This is a genomic window from Paraburkholderia sp. JHI869, assembly GCF_038900775.1.
Lineage (GTDB): Bacteria > Pseudomonadota > Gammaproteobacteria > Burkholderiales > Burkholderiaceae > Paraburkholderia.
In genome coordinates, this window is sequence record NZ_JAYMSC010000012.1 from 195,978 (window position 1) to 213,255 (window position 17,278).

General features: G+C 64.0%; 18 protein-coding genes and 2 pseudogenes. 8 read left to right on the top strand and 12 right to left on the bottom strand.

Going from position 1 to position 17,278, the window contains the following annotated elements; all coding sequences use genetic code 11:
* Nucleotides 1-9: 9 nt before the first annotated feature.
* Nucleotides 10-1,152: a porin gene (locus VSR72_RS21615; protein ID WP_342954369.1), complete on the bottom strand. Its 1,143-nt coding sequence runs from the start codon at nucleotides 1,150-1,152 to the stop codon at nucleotides 10-12.
* Nucleotides 1,153-1,222: 70 nt separating this feature from the next.
* Entirely contained in the window at nucleotides 1,223-2,467 is a 1,245-nt protein-coding gene (gene mhpT, locus VSR72_RS21620; RefSeq protein ID WP_342954370.1) for a 3-(3-hydroxy-phenyl)propionate transporter MhpT, read from the bottom strand.
* Nucleotides 2,468-2,791: 324 nt separating this feature from the next.
* Here mhpT and VSR72_RS21625 point away from each other — a divergent pair, with 324 nt between their 5' ends.
* Nucleotides 2,792-3,286, top strand: coding sequence for a MarR family transcriptional regulator (locus tag VSR72_RS21625; RefSeq protein WP_342954371.1), 495 nt, complete (start codon nucleotides 2,792-2,794; stop codon nucleotides 3,284-3,286).
* 6 nt (nucleotides 3,287-3,292) lie between these two features.
* Here VSR72_RS21625 and VSR72_RS21630 read toward each other — a convergent pair whose 3' ends face one another.
* From VSR72_RS21630 to VSR72_RS21640, 3 genes and pseudogenes are all read right to left on the bottom strand, one after another.
* A complete protein-coding gene (locus VSR72_RS21630) occupies nucleotides 3,293-3,916 on the bottom strand; it encodes an amidohydrolase family protein (RefSeq protein WP_342954429.1) in 624 nt (207 codons plus the stop codon).
* Nucleotides 3,826-4,176: pseudogene (locus tag VSR72_RS21635) on the bottom strand (4-hydroxyphenyl-beta-ketoacyl-CoA hydrolase); the annotation flags it as partial. The gene VSR72_RS21630 and the pseudogene VSR72_RS21635, both read right to left, overlap by 91 nt.
* A gap of 47 nt (nucleotides 4,177-4,223) precedes the next feature.
* Entirely contained in the window at nucleotides 4,224-4,712 is a 489-nt protein-coding gene (locus VSR72_RS21640) for a MarR family transcriptional regulator (protein WP_342954372.1), read from the bottom strand.
* 119 nt (nucleotides 4,713-4,831) lie between these two features.
* Here VSR72_RS21640 and VSR72_RS21645 point away from each other — a divergent pair, with 119 nt between their 5' ends.
* From VSR72_RS21645 to VSR72_RS21660, 4 genes are all read left to right on the top strand, one after another.
* Nucleotides 4,832-5,659 (top strand): p-hydroxycinnamoyl CoA hydratase/lyase, encoded by an 828-nt coding sequence (locus VSR72_RS21645; protein WP_342954373.1) that lies wholly within the window; start codon nucleotides 4,832-4,834, stop codon nucleotides 5,657-5,659.
* A 32-nt stretch (nucleotides 5,660-5,691) separates the two neighbouring features.
* Nucleotides 5,692-7,143, top strand: a complete 1,452-nt coding sequence (locus VSR72_RS21650; RefSeq protein WP_342954374.1) for an aldehyde dehydrogenase — start codon at nucleotides 5,692-5,694, stop codon at nucleotides 7,141-7,143.
* Nucleotides 7,144-7,244: 101 nt separating this feature from the next.
* Complete coding sequence (locus tag VSR72_RS21655) at nucleotides 7,245-9,158, top strand: feruloyl-CoA synthase (protein ID WP_342954375.1); 1,914 nt, start codon at nucleotides 7,245-7,247, stop codon at nucleotides 9,156-9,158.
* A 12-nt stretch (nucleotides 9,159-9,170) separates the two neighbouring features.
* Nucleotides 9,171-11,018, top strand: coding sequence for an acyl-CoA dehydrogenase family protein (locus tag VSR72_RS21660; RefSeq protein ID WP_342954376.1), 1,848 nt, complete (start codon nucleotides 9,171-9,173; stop codon nucleotides 11,016-11,018).
* A 45-nt stretch (nucleotides 11,019-11,063) separates the two neighbouring features.
* Here VSR72_RS21660 and VSR72_RS21665 read toward each other — a convergent pair whose 3' ends face one another.
* From VSR72_RS21665 to VSR72_RS21680, 4 genes and pseudogenes are all read right to left on the bottom strand, one after another.
* Nucleotides 11,064-12,020, bottom strand: a complete 957-nt coding sequence (locus VSR72_RS21665; protein ID WP_342954377.1) for a PDR/VanB family oxidoreductase — start codon at nucleotides 12,018-12,020, stop codon at nucleotides 11,064-11,066.
* A 55-nt stretch (nucleotides 12,021-12,075) separates the two neighbouring features.
* Nucleotides 12,076-13,122, bottom strand: coding sequence for an aromatic ring-hydroxylating dioxygenase subunit alpha (locus VSR72_RS21670; RefSeq protein WP_342954378.1), 1,047 nt, complete (start codon nucleotides 13,120-13,122; stop codon nucleotides 12,076-12,078).
* A 103-nt stretch (nucleotides 13,123-13,225) separates the two neighbouring features.
* The gene (locus VSR72_RS21675) at nucleotides 13,226-13,996 is read right to left on the bottom strand and encodes a GntR family transcriptional regulator (protein WP_342954379.1); all 771 of its coding nucleotides are present in this window, start codon (nucleotides 13,994-13,996) and stop codon (nucleotides 13,226-13,228) included.
* A gap of 320 nt (nucleotides 13,997-14,316) precedes the next feature.
* A pseudogene (locus VSR72_RS21680) lies at nucleotides 14,317-14,514 on the bottom strand (L-histidine N(alpha)-methyltransferase); the annotation flags it as partial.
* A 98-nt stretch (nucleotides 14,515-14,612) separates the two neighbouring features.
* Between VSR72_RS21680 and VSR72_RS21685 the strand changes: the two are divergent.
* The 3 genes from VSR72_RS21685 (at nucleotide 14,613) to VSR72_RS21695 (ending at nucleotide 16,147) form a co-directional block, all read left to right on the top strand.
* Nucleotides 14,613-15,056 (top strand): ATP-binding domain-containing protein, encoded by a 444-nt coding sequence (locus VSR72_RS21685; protein WP_342954380.1) that lies wholly within the window; start codon nucleotides 14,613-14,615, stop codon nucleotides 15,054-15,056.
* A 105-nt stretch (nucleotides 15,057-15,161) separates the two neighbouring features.
* Nucleotides 15,162-15,668 (top strand): antitoxin Xre/MbcA/ParS toxin-binding domain-containing protein, encoded by a 507-nt coding sequence (locus VSR72_RS21690; protein WP_342954381.1) that lies wholly within the window; start codon nucleotides 15,162-15,164, stop codon nucleotides 15,666-15,668.
* Nucleotides 15,665-16,147, top strand: coding sequence for an RES family NAD+ phosphorylase (locus VSR72_RS21695; RefSeq protein WP_342954382.1), 483 nt, complete (start codon nucleotides 15,665-15,667; stop codon nucleotides 16,145-16,147). The genes VSR72_RS21690 and VSR72_RS21695 overlap by 4 nt, the downstream gene beginning before the upstream one ends.
* Before the next feature lie 168 nt (nucleotides 16,148-16,315).
* Here the strand turns inward: VSR72_RS21695 and VSR72_RS21700 are convergent, their stop codons facing one another.
* Genes VSR72_RS21700 through VSR72_RS21710 form a run of 3 tightly spaced genes read right to left on the bottom strand, consistent with a single transcriptional unit; the run spans nucleotide 16,316 to nucleotide 17,209 of the window.
* Nucleotides 16,316-16,588 (bottom strand): hypothetical protein, encoded by a 273-nt coding sequence (locus VSR72_RS21700; RefSeq protein WP_342954383.1) that lies wholly within the window; start codon nucleotides 16,586-16,588, stop codon nucleotides 16,316-16,318.
* Nucleotides 16,589-16,595: 7 nt separating this feature from the next.
* Nucleotides 16,596-16,922, bottom strand: a complete 327-nt coding sequence (locus tag VSR72_RS21705; RefSeq protein WP_342954384.1) for a type II toxin-antitoxin system RelE/ParE family toxin — start codon at nucleotides 16,920-16,922, stop codon at nucleotides 16,596-16,598.
* Nucleotides 16,919-17,209 carry a type II toxin-antitoxin system ParD family antitoxin gene (locus tag VSR72_RS21710; protein WP_342954385.1) on the bottom strand — a complete coding sequence of 97 codons (291 nt, stop codon included), beginning with the start codon at nucleotides 17,207-17,209 and terminating at the stop codon, nucleotides 16,919-16,921. The genes VSR72_RS21705 and VSR72_RS21710 overlap by 4 nt, the downstream gene beginning before the upstream one ends.
* Nucleotides 17,210-17,278 lie beyond the last annotated feature (69 nt).

Below are 17,278 nucleotides of genomic sequence, written 5' to 3' on the forward strand. Positions count from 1 at the left end.
CGCGCGCTCCTAGAACAAGTGTTTGATGCCGACCATCACGCCGGTCTGACCCATACCCGCGCCCGGCGTCGTGCCACCGCCGCCGCCGCTCACCGAATAGCGCGCTTTCGTGCTGTTCGCAAGATAGGCAGCCTGTGCATAGACCGACGAACGCTTGCTGAGCAGGTAAGTCGTGCGCAGCGTGCCCATCGTGGCGCGCGTGTCGTGGTCGGAGTTGATGATGCGGAACACTTCGCCATCGAGAATGAAAGCAGGCGTGAACGTGTAAGAAGCGCCCACGAAGAACAGATCGGAGCGCACGTTGGGAACCGCCGGCGAGTCCGTGACCACGCGGCGGCCCATCCATCCCGCGCCGATCTTCGCGCCCGCATATTGCCCGTAGGCGCTCAGCTGTGTGCGCGCGTCCTTGTCGGCAGCGTTGGTGAGGGGGATGGGCGCCACGCCATCGAAGAAGTTGGCGGCTGCCGTTGCGCCGCCGCGCTCTTCTTCGTACGAGGCTGCGGCGCCGAAGTATTGAGAGTCGTACTTGAGCATGACCGACCAGTCCCGGCATTCGCTGGCGTGCCCCGGCACCGAGCCCGCGCAGGTGCCTTGCCCCGGCGAATTGCCGGTGCCCGCCGCATCGCGACCGAACGAGTAGCCCGCGCCGAGCGTGAAGCCCTTGTACGAACCGATGTAGGTGACCGAGTTGTCGGCGCGCGCGTTGGGCACGTAGGCGTCGAGCGAGCCCATGCCGTAAATGTCCGGCCCGATGATGTCCGCGCCCTGCACCGCGAGATAGGTCATGGTGTACTGGCGGCCGAATGCAAGCGTGCCATAGGGGCTCTTGATGCCGACGAACGCCTGACGGCCGAAGAGTCGTCCGCCCTGGCCGGAACTGCCGTCGCGCACGTTAAAGCCGCTTTCGAGCGTGAAGACCGCGCTGTAGCCCGCGCCCAGGTCTTCGTTGCCGCGCAGCCCCCAGCGCGACGGGAATTCGCCGGTCACGGACGGCATGCGAAATACATGATCGCCCTTGGCATTGGCGTGCGAGACGAATTCGATGCCGGTGTCCACGATGCCGTACAGCGTCACGCTCGATTGCGCGAAGGCTCCGGTGCTCAATGCGCACAGCGCGCCGCATATGACGATATAACTCGACTTCGATTGCATGGTGTTGTCTCCGAACCTGTTGTGTGTTTTTTGCTTTGAACTGCAATTACGATGCGACTGATGTGCGCGCTCAGTCGTTCGCGCGCGGCCGGCGCAGCAGCATCAGCGCGGCGATGGCGGCGACGAGCGTGACGGGAATGCTGGCGCCGATCACCGTGGAGCCGCTGCGCCCCATCGCAAGCAACTGTCCCGCGGCGAGCGGCCCGATGACGGAGCCGAGGCGGCCCACTGCCACGGCTGCGCCTACGCCCGTGCCGCGCATGCTCGTCGGATAAAACGCAGCGGAGAGCGCGTAGAGCACGGATTGGCCGCCGACCACGAACATGCCCGCGCAGAACGCCGACACGATGAGCGAGCCGAGGCCCGTTGCGGCGGACAGTCCAGCCAGTGATACGATGATGCCGATATACATGCCTGTCACCACGATGCCGCCGCGCAGACGATCCATCAGCATGCCGATGAAGAGCGCGCCAAGACCGCCGCCGATATTGAAGAAGGTCTGCACGAGACCAATGTCGCCGCGACCGAGACCGCGCGCGGCCATCAGCGAAGGCAGCCAGTTGAGAAGGAAATAGAGCACGATTAGCGTGCAGAAGTAGCTGGTCCAGATCTGCAGCGTGGAGAGGCCGCGATTCGCGCCGAACAGTACCTCGCCAACCGGGGCCGGCGTGATCGCCGCGCCGGACGCAGCCGAGCGAAATGCTTTGGATTCCGGAAGACAGGCCAGCAGAAGCGGAATCATGATGATCGGTCCGACGCCGCCGACATAGAAAATGTGTCGCCATTCGGTGTCGCCCACGCTGAACATGCCGATGAGCGAGGCGATCACGCCGCCGAACGGAATGCCGCAATACATCACGCTTACCGCGGTGTTGCGTGCCTTCGGCGAAACGGCCTCGGACGAAAGCGCAATCAGGTTCGGCAGTGCGCCGCCGAGGCCGATGCCGGTCAGCACGCGAACGAGCACGATCATGCTGAAGCTGCTGACGAGCGCAGTGGCGATGGAAAGCACGCCGAAGACAGCCGCCGAAAGAATCAGCACGCGCTTGCGCCCTATGCGGTCGGCGAGCCGCCCGCCGAACAGCGCGCCGGGCAGCAGCCCGAACGTGCCGGCGCTGAACGCGAGTCCCATCTGCGACACAGAAAGGCCGAACTCGCGTGCCATGCGCGGTGCGGCGACGCCCACGGACTGCAGATCGAGCCCCTCGAGCAGAGCCACTGCGAAACAAAGGGCCAAGGTCGTGGCAATGCCGCTACCCGCTATGGGTTGCTTTGTCACGTTGTCTCCTGGTAGTGCCGTTCTGGTCGATCTCATGTCTGTCGCCTGGTGGTGGTTTTGATTTTGAAGATCACAATCGACGCCACAATCGCGAACGTCTGTTTTAATATCAGGAAGCCTGATATATAGAGCAAATAAAAGCGCGTTTCGCAAAACGCGCCTGCCCGTTGTGATCAGCCGTATTTCATATCAGGCGTCCTGATAGTGCAAGCTGATTGTTTTCGGTGAATACCCCAGGCGATCATGGCTTCGCGGCGTCTTAAGCGGTTGCTGGGCGCGGGTTGCGGCCTCATGCGCACCATGTGCGTGAGCGCGTTGCGGTAACATTGCGCATTCCATCCAGAGTGCTCAACCGATCCAATGACCGGCAAGGTTTCCACGACAACGACGACATCGGCAGCCAAGGCGCGCGCAACCGGCAAGGGGCGTAAGGCCACGACGCCCCGGCTGACTTACCTCATCGGCAGCCTCGACCGCATCCTGCGCCGCGAGTTGACAGCCGCACTCGCGCCGCTCGGGCTCACGCTTTCCCAGTTCACCGCGCTATCGGTGCTCCAGACGCGCGGCGAAGCGTCGAACGCCCAGCTTGCGGAGCGTTCGTTCATCACGCCGCAGTCGGCCAATGAAGTGATCAGCTCGATGGTGTCGCGCAACTGGATCGGCCGCGAGCCGGATCCCAATCACGGGCGCATTGTCGTCTTGCGGCTCACCGACGAAGGGCGCGACGTGCTGCTCCAGGGCATGAAGGCGGTGCAGACAGTGGAGGACAGGATGCTGGGCGGCGTGGACGCGGAGTGCGCCGCCGCCGCGCACGAGAGCCTCGAGCGCTTCGTGCACAACCTGCGGCAGGGCTGAGCGCGGTTACGTCGCACCGTCCAGTCCGAGCAGACGGATCGCGTTTTCCTTGAGCACCAAAGGACGCACGTCCGGCTTGATGTCCAACGTGGCGAAGTCTTCGAGCCAGCGGTCGGGACGGATCAGCGGAAAGTCCGAGGCGAACAGCACCTTGTGGCGCAGCAGCGTGTTCGTATATTTCACGAGCTCCGGCGAAAAGTACTTCGGTGACCAGCCCGAAAGATCGATATACACGTTCGGTTTATGGAGCGCGATTGAAAGCGCCTGCTCCTGCCACGGCCACGACGGATGCGCGATGACGATCTTCATATCGGGAAAGTCAGCGGCGACGTCGTCGAGATGGATTGGCTCGGAATATTTCAGGCGCAACCCGCCGCCGCCGCGCATGCCCGAACCCATGCCCGAATGGCCGCTGTGAAACACCGCCGGCAGTCCGTGTTCGGCGATCACCTCGTATAGCGGATACGCGAGCCGGTCGTTCGCGAAAAGCCCTGCATCGTGGGGTGAAACTTGAAGCCGCGCACGCCGTGCTCCTCGATCAGCCGTCGCGCTTCGCGTGCGCCGAACTTGCCCTTGTGTGGGTCGATGCTCGCAAAAGCGATCATGATGTCGGAATGCTTCTGCGCGAATTCCGCGACTTCCTCGTTGGGAATGCGTCGCCGGCCGATGTTTGACTCGCAATCCACCGTGAACATCACGAAGCCGATGTTGCGCTCGCGATAGTGCTCGATCGTTTCAGGAATGGTGGGGCGCCTGCCTTGCTTGAGCACGGTGCCGAAATACTTGTCGGCGGCGTCGTCGAATTCCTTTGCAAAGAGGTCGGGCGGCTGGCAGCACGAAACTTCGGCGTGAACGTGCGTGTCGATGGCGACCAGGCGGTCGAGGTTCATGGTTGTCTCCTTGTCTCTTTCGTTCGATGTGGTATGCGGTACTGCCGTTATGCGGCGCGCAGATTGCGCACGCAGGCGTGCAGCAGCAGTTGCAGGGATTGCGCCGCTTCGTCCCCCGTTTCGGCGAGCATGGCCCGCTCGATGCGATCGGCTTTGGCATTGCAGTCGTCCAGCAACGCCTCGCCGGTTGGCGTGAGCGAAAGCAGGACAATGCGGCGGTTGGCGGGATCGTGCTCGCGCCTGACCCAGCCGTTGGCCTCCATCGTCTTCACGACGACGTTCGCCGATTGGGGCGTGATGAACGAACGCTCGGCCAGCCGGGCGTTCGAGGCACGGCCTCGGGCGCGCAGCACGGAGAGGGCGGTGTATTGCGCCAGCGTGAGGCCATGCTGCGACAGCACCTCGGACAACCGGCGCGACACGATGCGGTCGAGTTGCCCGATCAGGTAGGTAATGCGCATGCCAGCGGCCGAGGAACGGCTCGCGGTCGCTTTTGCACGATGCCTGCGGTGATCGGCGGGGGTTCTGGTGCTCATGTTCACAACGGGTTTAAGGGTTTGTACCGAAGCGGTCTCATTCTACTTTACATATCAGGCTACCTGATAGTACATTGATCTCAGGCCGCGTGTGCGGCAATGTTCACGGAGATGGAAAAATGAATTACGAAGGTCGCTGGAAAACGGTCAAGGTCGTTGTGGAAGGGGGTATTGCCTGGGTAACGCTGAATCGTCCCGAGAAGCGCAACGCCATGAGCCCCACGCTCAACAGGGACATGATCGATGTGCTCGAAACGGTCGAACTCGATCCCGAGGCGCAGGTGCTCGTGCTGACGGGCGAAGGCGACGCATGGACCGCCGGCATGGATCTTAAGGAGTACTTCCGGGAGGTCGATGCGAGCCCTGACGTCGTGCAGGAACGCATTCGCCGCGACGCGAGCCGCTGGCAGTGGCAACTGCTGCGCATGTATTCGAAGCCCACCATTGCGATGGTGAACGGCTGGTGTTTCGGCGGCGGCTTCTCGCCGCTGGTGGCGTGCGATCTCGCGATCGCCGCCGACGAAGCCGTGTTCGGCCTTTCGGAAATCAACTGGGGCATTCCGCCGGGCAACCTCGTGAGCAAGGCGATGGCAGACACGGTCGGCCACCGCGAGGCGCTTTACTACATCATGACGGGCGATACGTTTACGGGCCAGCAAGCCGCGAGAATGGGTCTCGTGAACAAGAGCGTGCCGCGCGCCGAATTGCGCGAGGCAACGCTTGCGCTCGCCGCGAAGCTTCTCGACAAGAACCCGGTCGTCCTGCGCAACGCGAAGCACGGTTTCAAGCGCTCGCGCGAATTGACATGGGAGCAGAACGAGGACTACCTCTACGCGAAGCTCGACCAGGCCAACTACCGCGACCCCGAAGGTGGCCGGGCCAAGGGGCTCAAGCAGTTCCTCGACGACAAGAGCATCAAGCCGGGCTTGCAGGCCTACAAGCGCTGAGTGAAGTGCATAACGACGAAGGAGGAGAAGACATGCACGAAACCCGGCTACTGATTGACGGCGCGGCGCGCTGCGCATCGAACGGCAAGACCTTCACGCGCATCAATCCGGCCACGGGCGCGGTGGCCACGCGTGCCGCGGCCGCTACGCTCGAAGACGCCGACGCTGCGGTCGCCGCCGCCGCGCGCGCCTTCCCGGCGTGGGCCGCGCTCACGCCTACCGAGCGGCGCAAGCGCCTGTCCGCCGCCGCTGACCGCATGGATGCGCGCACAACGGATTTCATCGCCATCGGCGCGGCGGAAACGGGTGCCATGGCGAACTGGTACGGTTTCAATGTGATGCTCGCGGCCAACATGCTGCGTGAGGCAGCCGCCATGACCACGCAGATCGACGGCGCCGTGATTCCGTCCGATGTGCCCGGCAGCCTCGCGATGGCCGTGCGTCAGCCGTGCGGCGTCGTGCTCGGCATGGCGCCCTGGAATGCGCCGGTGATTCTCGCAACACGCGCGCTCGCCATGCCGCTCGCGTGCGGCAATACGGTCGTGCTGAAGGCTTCCGAGGGCTGCCCCGGTGTGCACGCGCTGATCGGCGAAGTGCTCAACGAGGCGGGTCTGGGCGAGGGCGTCGTCAACGTGCTCACGCATGCGCCTGGAGATGCGCCGGCCATCGTCGAGCGCCTGATCGCGAATCCCGCCGTCAAGCGCGTCAACTTCACGGGCTCGACACGGGTGGGCCGCATCGTCGCTGAGCTTTCGGCGCAGCATCTGAAGCCCGCGCTGCTCGAACTGGGCGGCAAGGCACCGGTGCTCGTGCTCGACGACGCCGATCTCGACGCGGCGGTGGAAGGCATCGCGTTCGGTGCGTTCTTCAACCAGGGGCAAATCTGCATGTCGACGGAACGCGTGATCGTCGATCGCAAGATTGCCGATGCATTCGTGGAAAAGCTCGTGGCGAAGGCACGCACGCTCAAGGCGGGCGATCCCACCCAACCGGGCTCGGTCCTGGGTACTCTGGAAAGCGAAGCATCGGCGCGTCGCATTCGCGCGCTCGTGGAAGACGCCGGTGCAAAGGGCGCGCGCCTGCCGCTGGGCTGCGAGGTGAACGGTGCGATCATGCAACCGGTGATCGTGGAGAGTGTCACGCGAGAGATGAAGCTTTACGCCGACGAATCGTTCGGCCCGGTCGTGACGGTGCAGCGCGTGGACGGCGACGAAGAAGCGGTGAGCGTGGCGAACGACAGCGAGTACGGCCTTTCGGCCGCCGTGTTCAGCCGCGACATCGCGCGCGCGATGAATGTGGCAAAGCGCATCGAATCCGGAATTTGCCATATCAACGGGCCGACCGTGCACGACGAAGCGCAGATGCCGTTCGGCGGCTTGAAGGCGAGCGGGTATGGGCGCTTCGGAAGCAAGGCGTCGATTGCCGAATTCACCGACCTGCGCTGGATCACCGTGCAGACCGGACCGCGTCACTATCCGATCTGAACGGTTCCGCACGCGTGCCCATCACGACATGACATGAACTACCGGGCCGGCTGCGCAGCCAAGTGCGCGGTCCCGGCACCGGTCTGTAAAGGAGACAGGCCTTGGATTCGGAGCCGACCCACACCCAGCCGGCCTTCGCTGGTTATCGCGCCGTCGCCATCGGCACGGCTGCGCCGCAGATCGATCGACGCGGCGACTGCTGGTATCTGCGCTCGACCGAGCCGCTAGGCGAGTATCCCGAACGCGTGACAGACCGCCTCGTCAGCGGCGCGCGCATGCATCCAGACCGCTGGCTCGTGGCGCGCCGCGGCGCCGACGGCCAATGGCAAGGCATCAGCTACGCGCAGATGCTCGAACGCGCACGCTCGATCGGTCAGGCCTTGATCGAGCGTGGATTGTCGGCCGAGCGCCCCGTAGCGCTGCTCTCTGGCAATGATCTCGAGCATCTGCAGATGGCGTTCGGTGCGCTGTGGGCCGGCGTGCCCTACGCGCCGATCTCTCCCGCCTATTCGCTCGTTTCGAGGGACTACGGCAAACTGCGGCACACGCTGGGCCTGCTCGATCCGGGCCTCGTGTTCGCGGCTGACGGCGCCGCGTTCGCGGCGGCGCTCGACGCCGCAGTGCCCGATCACGTCGAGCGCGTGGTCGTGACGCCGAGTGGAAGCGGCCGCCGCGAGACGCCGTTTGCCGCTTTGCTTCAAACGCGCGCGGGCAGCATGGAAGAAGCCATGGCGCGCGTGAATGGCGACACCATCGCGAAGTTCCTCTTCACCTCCGGCTCGACGCGTCTGCCGAAGGCCGTGCCCACGACGCACCGCATGCTGTGCAGCAACCAGCAAATGCTGCTGCAAACGTTCCCGCAGTTCGGCGTGGAGCCGCCGGTGCTGGTGGACTGGCTGCCATGGAATCACACGTTCGGCGGCAGCCATAACGTGGGCATCGCGCTTTACAACGGCGGTACGCTCTATATCGACGACGGCAAGCCCGTTGCTGGCCGATTCGAAGAAACGCTGCGCAACCTGCGCGAAATCGCCCCGACGCTCTACTTCAATGTTCCCAAGGGCTGGGAAGAACTGACCGCCGCGCTCGAAACCGACGAGCGTCTGCGCGAGACGTTCTTCTCGCGCGTGAAGATGTACTTCTTCGCGGGCGCGGGGCTTTCTCAGGCGGCGTGGGACCGGCTCGAGCGCGTGACCGAGGCGCATTGCGGCGAGCGCATTCGCATCATGGCGGGCCTTGGCATGACCGAAACGGCGCCGTCGTGCCTCTTCACGACCGGGCCGGTGATGGGCGCAGGCTATATCGGGCTGCCTGCGCCGGGTTGCGAGACACGTCTCGTGCCGGTCGACGGCAAGCTCGAAGCGCGTTTTCGCGGGCCCAACGTGATGAGCGGCTACTGGCGCGCGAACGAGGCTGACCGTCATGCCGTATTCGACGAAGAAGGCTACTACCGCACCGGCGACGCCGTGCGTTTCTTCGACCCGGCGCGTCCCGAACTGGGCCTGCTGTTCGACGGCCGCATTGCCGAGGATTTCAAGCTCAGCTCCGGCACGTTCGTGAGCGTTGGGCCGATGCGCGCGCGTATCGTTTCTGGCGGCGCGCCGTATGTGCTGGATGCCGTGATCGCCGGCATGGACCGCGACGACATTGGCATGCTGATCTTTCCGCGCCTCGACGAGTGCCGCCGGCTCGCCGGCCTCGATGCGGGCGCTTGTGCGCGCGATGTGGTGGACGCGCCCGCCGTCCGCGCTTTTTTCGCAGACCTGATGGAGCGGCTCAATCGCGATGCGACCGGTAGCGCGACGCGCATCACGCGCCTTCATGTGATGGACGTGCCGCCTTCGCTCGATCTCGGCGAGATCACGGATAAAGGATCGATCAATCAACGCGTCGTGCTGGCCCAGCGCTCGGCGCTCGTGGAGTCGCTGTATGCCGCGCATGACGGCTTCGCAATGAACGATGCGCCAGGCGGGCGAATGCGCGTTATCCTCGCGGGACATTTTCAGCATGTCTAAGGAACGAGGACGATGAGTCTCGACTATCGGGCTCCATTGCGAGACATGCGCTTCGTGATCGACGAATGGATCGACGCACCCGGCTGGTGGCGCAGCGTGCCCGCGTGGGGAGATATCGATAGCGCGACCGCGCAGCAGGTGCTCGAAGAAGCCGCACGTTTCGTGACCGGACGCATCGCGCCGTTGAATTCTCCGGGCGATCTCGAAGGGTGCCGCTTCGAACACGGCGAGGTCGTGACGCCAACGGGCTTTCGCGAGGCGTACACGGACTTCGTGGCCGCGGGCTGGCCCACGCTCGCGCTGGACGTCGACGCGGGCGGCCAGGGCTTGCCGCAACTGCTCGAAGTGGCGCTGCAGGAAATGCTCGCCGCCGCCAATCATGCGTGGCTGATGTCGCCCGGCCTCACGCATGGCGCGACGGCGTGCCTGCGCGCGCACGGCTCCGTCGCGCTCCGGCGCGACTGGCTTCCGAAGATCGCGAGCGGCGAGTGGCTCACGACGATGTGCCTGACCGAGCCGCAGGCGGGCAGCGACCTGGCGCTGCTGCGCGCAAGGGCGACTCCTGACGCGGCGCACGACTGTTGGCGTATCGACGGCAGCAAGATCTTCATCACAGGCGGCGATCACGATCTCACCGACAACATCGTGCACCTCGTGCTCGCGCGGCTACCCGATGCCCCGGCGGGCACGAGGGGGCTCTCGCTTTTCGTGGTCCCAAAGTGGCTCGTCGATGACAGCGGCGAGCGCACGCGCAACGGCGTCCATTGCGAAGGCATCGAAAAGAAGATGGGCCTCAAGGCGAGCCCGACTTGCTCGATGCGGTTCGAACAGGCGCGGGGCTGGCTGGTGGGCGAGCCGCACCGGGGCCTCGCTTCGATGTTCGTGATGATGAACTCGGCGCGTCTGCAGGTCGCGATGCAGGGCGTGGGCCACGCCCAACTCGCCTGGCAGCGAGCGCACGCATACGCGCACGAACGCGTGCAAATGCGTGCCGTGGGCGCACCCGCGCAGGGCGAGCCGGGTCAAGCTGCGCCGATTGCGCTTCATCCGGCAATGCGGCGTATCTTGCTCGATCTGCGTTCGACCGTGGAAGGGGAGCGGGCCATCGGCTACTGGATCGGCTACTGGATCGACGTGGCCGCGCGGCACCCCGACGCGCACGAGCGCCAGAGTGCGGGGCAGCTCGCCTTGCTGCTCACGCCCATCGCCAAGGCGTTCTTCACGGCCAATGGCTTCGCGAGCGCGTCGAGCGCGCTGCAGGTGCTCGGAGGGTACGGCTACATCCACGAATACGGCGTGGAGCAGACGGTGCGCGACAGCCGCGTAGCCATGCTCTACGAAGGCACGAACGAGATTCAGGGCATCGATCTGCTCATGCGCAAGGTGCTGGGCGACGACGGCGAGGCGCTGCGCGCCTTGCTCGCGCATGTCACGGAGGAGGCCGCGCGATGTGCCGCGTCTGGAGACGGCGCGCTTCGCGGCGCAGGCGTCCGGCTCGAAGCGCTGGCCGCCAGCGTGCGGCACGTTACGAACGAGATCGTGCAGGGGAGTGCGGCCGACCGCGAGTTGCCCTACCGCGTTGCAGACGACTATCTCGCGCTACTCGGCTGGCTGTTGCTGGCATTCGCGTGGGCGCGAACGCTGCGCATTGCGCTGAACGCACCCGTCGACGATCCGTTCTATGCCGAAAAGCGCTCCACGGCGCATTACTTCTTCGCTTACCCGCTCGCGGCGTTCGATCATCTGCTGAGCCTGATCGAAGCGGGTTGCCGTGCCCCGCTCCCATACGCAGGACAAGCTTTCATCGGTTTGCATCCCGAATCATGGCGAGGCGTCAGGCAACGCGCGCCGACGCGGTGAAAGGCCGCGATTCCACGACACAATCAGCTGGCGACGCGCGCAGGATCAGAGATCGAGCACGAGCATGGGCGTGCGGGAGCGCGAACAGCACGGCAGCAACTGGTCGTTGGCGGCGCGCTCTTCGTCGGTCAGGTAGAGGTCGCGGTGGTCCGGCTCGCCTAACAACACGCGTGTGATGCAGGTGCCGCACACGCCCTGCTCGCAGGAGATGGGCACCTCGATTCCGCTGGCGCGCAGCGCCTCGACAATCGTCGTGCCCGCCGGGACGTCGATCACGCGCTGAGAACTGGCGAGCGTCACCTGGAAGGCGCCGCTGCCGTCCGCGTCAGCTTCGGTCTGCTGCTGGGCGCTGCCGAAGTACTCGCGATGCACGTTCTTCGCCGGCCAGCCCGCGCTTGCCGCCGCGCTGAGCACGGCGTCGATGAAGCCGGCTGGGCCGCAAACGTAGAGGTGCTTGTCATTGTTTGGGTGGGCCAGTACGCGCGCGAGGTCGATGCGAGCGGCGGGACCTTCGTTGTCGAAATACAACCGCGTATTGTCCGCCAGGTCCGCTTCGGCAAGACGCTCGCGAAAGGCGGCGCGCGCCGGGTCGCGGGTGCAGTAGTGCAGCTCGAACGGGCGGCCCGCTTCGCGCAACTGCTCGGCCATGGCCATGAGCGGCGTGATGCCGATACCGCCCGCAAGCAGGACGGTGTGGGCTGCCTGTTCGTCGAGCGGAAAATGATTCCTGGGCGTACTGATTTCCAGCGTCGCGCCTGCGGCGAGCGCGTGCATGGCGACGGAGCCGCCCCGCGAGGCCGCATCGCGCAGCACGCCGATACGGTAGACGCCGCGTTCGGACGGGCGGTTGCACAGCGAATACTGCCGCACGAAGCCGCCGATGTGAACGTCGATATGCGCGCCTGCCGCGAATGGCGGGAGTGGCGTATCGTCGGCGCTCGCGAGTTCGAAGACGCAGATGTCGACAGCAACGGGAATCTTGCGGATGAGGTTGACTTTCATGAGGCGTGTTTTCGGAAGAACGAGGGCGGCCGCGCGCATTCGCGCGGCCCCGGCTTCAGGCGGTTTCGGCCTTGGCGCTGCGCTCCCCGGCGATCAGCCGGTCGAGCAAGCGCCGTGACTGCACGCCGCCCGCGTCGATATTGAGGCTCAGGAGGCGGCGCTCGGGCCAGGTGAGCAGGTTGCGCTGCTGCGATTCGAGCATGTCGAGATCCTCGGCGAAGATCTTTCCCTGGCCCGCCCGGATCGCTTCGGTAAGCGAAGCGTCGTGCACGGCGAAACTGCGCGCCATGCCCCAGAAGTACCAGATCGACGTTTCCGTTTCCGGCGTGATGAAGTCGACCACGATGCTGGACGCCTTGTCGCGCGCATCGGCGTCATACCCGCCTTTGCCTGCATGCGCCACGCCCACTTCGATCATCACATGACTGGGCGGCGAGAAGTGGCAGATCTGCCAGCGGTCGCAGGGCACGTTGTCGGCAACGCCGTTGCCGCGCAGCGCGGCGGCCCAGAACGGCGGCGGCATGATGTTGTGCATGAAGCGGCTGGTCGTGACCACGTCGCCGTTGACGGTTGTGCTCGGTGGCGCTTCCTCGATCTCGGCCTGGCCGATGCTCGAGGCGTGGACATAGGTCTCGTGCGTGAGGTCCATCAGGTTATCGATCATCAGGCGGTAGTCGCACTGGATGTGATAGAGGCCGCCGCCATAGGTCCAGGCGGGGTTGTCGGCCCATTCGAGGTGATGGATCTCGGCCGGGTCGGCCTCGGCTGCTTCGCCTGGCCAGACCCAGATGAAGCCGTAGCGCTCCACGGCCGGATAGCTGCGCACCGCGGGTATGCCGCCCACGCGTTGGCAAGGCATGCTCACGCATTTACCGCGCTCGCCCACGGTGAGCCCGTGATAGCCGCATACGAGGTGGCCTTCGCGAACGCTGCCGAGCGAGAGTGGGGCACCACGGTGCGGGCAGAAGTCTTCGAGCGCGGCGACACCGCCTTCGGCGGTCCGCCAGAACACCATGCGCTCGCCGCAGATCTGCCGACCGAGCGGCTTGCCGTTGATTTCATCGGGCGTGCACGCGACATACCATGCGTTTTTCAGGAACATATGTCTCCTCCAGGGCGCTTCAATGCGCCTTTATTGATGGTGAGGGGCAGCTCGCCGTGCCGCCGTTTATATCGAGCCGCGAAACGCTAGCAATAACGTGGCATCAACGCGTATTGCGACGAATGAGGTTGCCGCCCATCAGCCTCGTCATCGCGCGCTGGTTGTCGAGCACACGCCGCAGGTTCTGATGGGCGATATGCGAGTGCTCGCGCATCAGCGCTTCGGCTCGTGCGCCTTCGCGGTTCTCGATCGCTTCGAGCACGGCGCGATGCTGGGCCTGCGCGACGATCAGCGTCTCTCGCGCGCGCGGGTCCAGCGACTGCACGACTACGAATGCACTCGCCGATGCGAACGGCAAGGTGGCGACTTTCTCGATCTGCCGCGCCACCACTTCGCTATCCGAAGCAATGGCGAGGAGGCGATGAAATCGGCCGTTCGCGTCGACGTAGCGGGAGAACGTCTCCTCGCTCAGTTCGCCCACGAGCAGCTCGTCGATTTCGTCGATGCAGTCGTGCAGTTCGCTGAACATCGAATGGGTGACGCCGCGTTCGGCGGCGAGGCGAGCGGCCAGGCCTTCGAGCGTGCCGCGCAGTTCGATCGAGTCGCGTATTTCGTTCTCCGAAAAAGAGCGCACTGCATAGCCGCCGCTCGGAATCGGCTCGAGCAACCCTTCCTCCTGAAGGCGCATGAGCGCCGCCCGCACCGGTGTGCGCGAAACGCCGAGACGCTGGACCAGGCCGAGCTCGGAGATGCGCTCGCCGGGCGACAACTCGCCGCCCAGTATAAGTTCGCGCAACCCGAGTTGGGCCTTGACGGTTTGCGAGGCGGCGGAGCCGGCGCGCGTGCTGGTGGGCGTGTCGTCGATGCTGTTCATGCGTCGCGAGGAGAAGTGAAGCGAATGGGGCGGGCGACCGGCAAAAGCCGCTGACCACGTCGTAACGTGTACAAATTGTATACATCTATTCACTCAATTCAACCAATCTGCCCAAAAATTACGGGTAAACGTTGAGAGGGAAGCTTCACAAGACTGGAAATTGTGTACAACGAGGGGTGGCGATTGCGCTGGCTCGTCGGAGACGAAGGCTGAAGGGCGTCGGATATGGCGGCCAGCGCTCGCGGGATGGCGCATAAGGTGTCCTGCGGAACGTATTGGAAACCCGGAACCGTCAGGTCTAGTACCAGCTAATACAGTGTCAGCAGGTTGAGATTGAATCGTGCAGTCACCCCCTCTGCATCGTTGTAGGCGGACAGAAGCGTCGATGCATCCTTGACCATAGCGACCCCGACAATGAGCTTTGCGCAATTGCCCAGGAGTTTCTTCGCCGTGCGCAGGAAGGCGATTGCCTCGCTCGGCTTGAAATTTCCGATTGTCGATCCCGGGAAGAACCCGATCAAGGGCGCCGGTTGATGCAATCCTGTGCCGGAAGAACGTCACGGCGATCTGGCAGTTCGCTGCAGGACTCGAGGCGGGACATCGACCGGCGATCCGGATGAGTCCGGCGGAGATCCTCGCCTACGCTGACGGCGCGGACCGGCTGCTGGCCGGACAGCGGGCATTTCGCCCGGCAGCGTTTTCGCTGTTCGAAACGTGGAGCGACGCACAGGCGTTTGCACGCAGTGCGTTTGGTCAGGACCTGCTGCCGGTTGTGCGGATCGTCGACGAACTGGGTACCGGCTATCTGCGGGCGCTGGCGCAGCGTTCGGCGGCCGAAGGCGCCGCCGACTATGTGATATCGACCGTCCACCGCGCCAAGGGCCTCGAATGGAAGCGGGTCAAGGTGGCCAATGATTTCCGCCTGCGCGGCGTCGACGGGAGCCCGATGCCGGATGACGATGAGCTCCGCCTGCTCTACGTGGCCATGACGCGGGCGCAGCATGTCCTCGATATCTCGGCGTTGCGCGACGAGCTGCTGCGGCTCATCAGTCTCAGGTGACAGAGCTGGCCAGTCTGGCAGGCGCTCAAACGGGAGTTTCTTGATTCCCGTTTGAGATTACTCTAGAATGGGAGTTATGATGTTCTCATCTGGGAGGATCACGTCATGGCCCTGAATCAACCGTCCGGCCGTCATGCGGCCGCACGCCCGGCCGCCACGCATGCCGGCAAGGCATTGGTCGGCTCCGGCCGGTCCGGCGCCCACCCTGACGATATCGAAACGTTCCTCGTCCAGTTTGACCCCCTCGAGCAGCGCCGGCAGATCCGCGAAGGCATGGAAGCGGCGATCATTGAGCGCGTTGCGAAGGACCTGTTGCACGTGCCGGTGCAGACGCTGCTCGCAAATCTCAATCTGCCGAGTTCGACGATCCTGCGCAAGATGGCGCGCCAGGAGCGCCTGTCGCCATCCGAGTCGGATCGCGTCGCGCGCGTGCTCTACGTGCGGCAGCTCGCGGTCGAGGTGTTCGAGGACCCGGCACTGGCCGCCGAATGGATGCAGCGATTGAATGCGGAGCTGGGCGGGCTCAGTCCGCTCGAAGTGCTCGACTCACAACCGGGCTACGACCGCGTGCGTGAGATTCTGCTGCGCGTCATCCACGGCGTGTCTGCATGAGGCTTTACCGCCTGGCGAAAGAACGGCGCGGCTATTACCGCGCCGATGACCTGAGCGGCAATGGTGCGGCGATCGCCGGCGGCCGCTGGAACCCGCGCGGCATGCGGGTGCTCTACACGTGCTGTCACGCGTCGACAGCGTTGCTGGAGGCGCTGGTGCACATGGCAGGCTTGCTGCCGGCCGGTGGCTATTTCCTGGTGACACTGGAGGTGCCGGACGCGGTCTACGACGCCGCGTTCGTCCCGGATCTGCCAGATGGCTGGGCAGACCTGACGCGCGAGCCTGCGGCGACAAGGGCGCTTGGCCGGCAATGGCTTGAGGCGGGCGAGCAGTTGGGGATGCGCGTACCGTCGGTCGTCTGTCCAAGTGATTTCAATCTGCTGCTGAACCCGATGCATCCGGAGATGGCCAGCGTCAAGGTCGTCAGTAGCGAGCCCTTTATGCTGGATCCGCGGCTGTTTGGTCAGGCGACGCAATGAGCCCGATGTCGATGACCGGCGCAACTACGAGACATCCGGGAGCAAACGTCAGAAGCTGAAAGTTCTTGCGGTCCGTTCTCATGCCCCGAAGCGCCTTGGAGACCGCGAAGCATAAGACGCACGATCACTCGAACAGGTGGCGCGCGCAAACCTTCCAGACTCACATCTTCATACTCGTCTGCTCATCCCGGTCAGTCCGAAGAAGTGCTGATCGCCGACGTTCTTGCGTGGTCCTAGCTGCTCGCGTGCCAATGCGGGATCCGGTGCGTGGTCCGGGTCTGTGTCCCACAAATCAATTTGATGCGGGTCGAACGTATGTTCGTCTGGATCCGCAGCTCGCTTGCGAGAGCGCGCCTCCTGCAGAGCAATGTCCACGCGTGGGAACACGTCTGCGGAGGACATGACATCCGGCGTGATGCGCACGAACCTGTTAGCGGTCATGTTTTTCTTAGTGATCCGTAGATTGCTTGTACACGGATTGCCAATCTTGCCCTGCGTAGAAGACTCCGAGGAACGATACCACCTGCGATGCTTCATCGACAACGTAGGCGAGAATGGTGTCACCTTGGTAATGCGTGATCCTGAGTCCCCGCATGACATCATCGTGGGGCACGCCGCGATTCGGAAACGTTCCAAAAGCATCGCATGCCGCATAGACCTCATCAATGTATCGTTCGATCGACAGCTCGGAGCGCCCGTGAAATGACATGTAGTCGGTGATGATTTCGAGTCGCTCATCAAATTCCTCAGCGAACTCGACTACATATTTGATCACGCAGTCGGTTCCTTCTTAGTCGCTTTGCGCAGGTTTCGTCGTGCAAGCAATCGCGCCTTCGACTGCTCACCGGTCAATGCGCTTTCCGGATTGGCCTTGAGATTCAAATACGCAGGTACGACCTGCTCCGTCAGCCATCGTTTGACAGCTTGATCGCGCTCTTTCAGAAGGCGCAGACCATCCCGGATTACCTCGCTATCGCTCGTATATTCACCCCCTGCAGTCCGCTCGCGAACAAAGTCCAGCAATTCAGACGGCAGCGAGATCGTCAGGCGTTCACTTGCCATGATTGTTCCCCAAATTCCAGAAGGTATGAAATTATCATACACTATCACACCAAGGGACGGGTTAGCATC